Consider the following 1,547-nt stretch of genomic DNA (forward strand, 5'->3'; position numbering starts at 1 on the left):
TTCCACGGAGGTGGCGGCAACTTCGCGGCCGGCCCAGCGGTACGTCCGAGCGGCGGCACGTCCTTCACCGGTGGCGTCAGCCGCAACTTGGCAGCAGCCAACGGCGGGACCTGGCAAGGCCGCAGCGGCAACTGGAACGGCGGTGGCTGGCATCACCATCATCGTCGCGGCGGATTCTGGCCCGGCTTCGCGGCGGGGGCGGCGATCGGCGGCCTCGGCTCGTACGCCTATTACGGCGGCAGCTATTACGATGATCCCTACTACTATGGCAGCTACTATGATGAGCCGTCAGTGGCGGTGGTCCCCGATGGAGGCGGCGATGCAGCCTATTGCGCGCAGCGCTACAGATCCTATGACCCCGCTTCGGGTACCTATCTCGGTTATGACGGCCAGCGGCATCCCTGCCCGTAAGGCGGCCTGAACGATCGATGCGACACGTCGCAAGGGCGGCGCCGGTGATGGCCGGCGCCGCCCTTCAAGCGCGATGGTGACGCGCGGACTTATCCAAAGCGCTTGGAAAACGCAGCGACCATGTCTTGAACGACGTCTTGCCGTTCGGATTCGCCGTGCCTTGCCCTTCGAGTTTGCTTCAACCTCATCGAACCTTCTCGCAACTCGGGTAGCGCGCGTTATCGCCAGTGCACAGACGGCCTGAGCGGGCTCAGCCCCGTGGAACCCGCTTTATCCTATGCACCGCACCGTGCATATCTACCCTGATCCAATCCAAAATTGACCCGGTGCTCGATTCACCTGTATCACCGTCGTGGGGACTTCGATTGCTGGGAAGTGTCATGCCGCGTGTTCTCGTGGTTGATGACGATCCGATGGTCGGCGCGACCATCGAGGTCCTCCTCCAACGTCAGGGCTTCGACGTCACGCTGGCCGACGGTGGCGAAACAGGACTGGCTGCGCTGGAAGCGCAGGCCTTTGAGGTGATGCTGGTTGACATCTTCATGCCGCATATGCGCGGCTTCGAGTCCATCCGCATCTTTCATGAGCGCGCGCCGGCTACTCCGCTGATCGCGATGTCCGGCTACGCCTTCGCCTCATCCGCCTCGCCCTCTCCCGATTTCCTCCGCATGGCGCTGGAGCTTGGCGCAACGCGCTGCCTGCGCAAGCCGTTCACGCCCGAAGCGTTGCTGACCACGATCCGGGAATGCCTCACGGGCGAGAGCGCGCAGCCGAAGGACAAGAAAGAAGTCCCTTGATTCCAACGCAGCGCGTCATTCTCGGTGCTGGACTTGCCATCCTCCTGATCATCACCGCAGCCTCGATCGCCCTCGACGTCAAGTCGCGGTCCGATGCGGCGTGGATCAATCATACCGTCCAGGTGCAGAAGAAGATCTCCGATCTGCGCGTGCTGCTGCGCCGGTCCGAGAGTGCCGCGCGCGGCTTTGAACTTTACCGCAGCTCGGCCTTCAGCAGCGAATTCGAATCCGTCCACGCCCAGATCGCGCCGGCCCTCGCCGACCTCAAGCGCGGCGTGCGCGACAACCCCGATCAGGTCGCGCTCCTCGAGGGCACCGAGCCGCTGGCGCTGCGCCGGG

The 1,547-nt window shown here is 64.1% G+C and carries 3 protein-coding genes; all 3 read left to right on the plus strand.

Annotation, left to right across the window (positions count from 1 at the left end):
* Positions 1-411: BA14K family protein (locus tag MOV74_RS37815; protein WP_246932570.1), on the plus strand; the 411-nt coding region annotated here is incomplete at its 5' end.
* Between the two features lie 380 nt (positions 412-791).
* Complete coding sequence (locus MOV74_RS37820; RefSeq protein WP_246932572.1) at positions 792-1,208, plus strand: response regulator; 417 nt, start codon at positions 792-794, stop codon at positions 1,206-1,208.
* Positions 1,205-1,547, plus strand: a 343-nt coding sequence (locus MOV74_RS37825; protein ID WP_246932575.1) for a CHASE3 domain-containing protein, incomplete at its 3' end; no start/stop codon positions are given. The genes MOV74_RS37820 and MOV74_RS37825, both read left to right, overlap by 4 nt.

Source organism: Bradyrhizobium sp. SHOUNA76 (assembly GCF_023006445.1).
Lineage (GTDB): Bacteria > Pseudomonadota > Alphaproteobacteria > Rhizobiales > Xanthobacteraceae > Bradyrhizobium.

Coding starts and splice junctions, on each gene's coding strand:
- MOV74_RS37820 (WP_246932572.1), top strand. CDS start 792: ATGCCGCGTGTTCTCGTGGTTGATGACGATCCGATGGTCGGCGCGACC.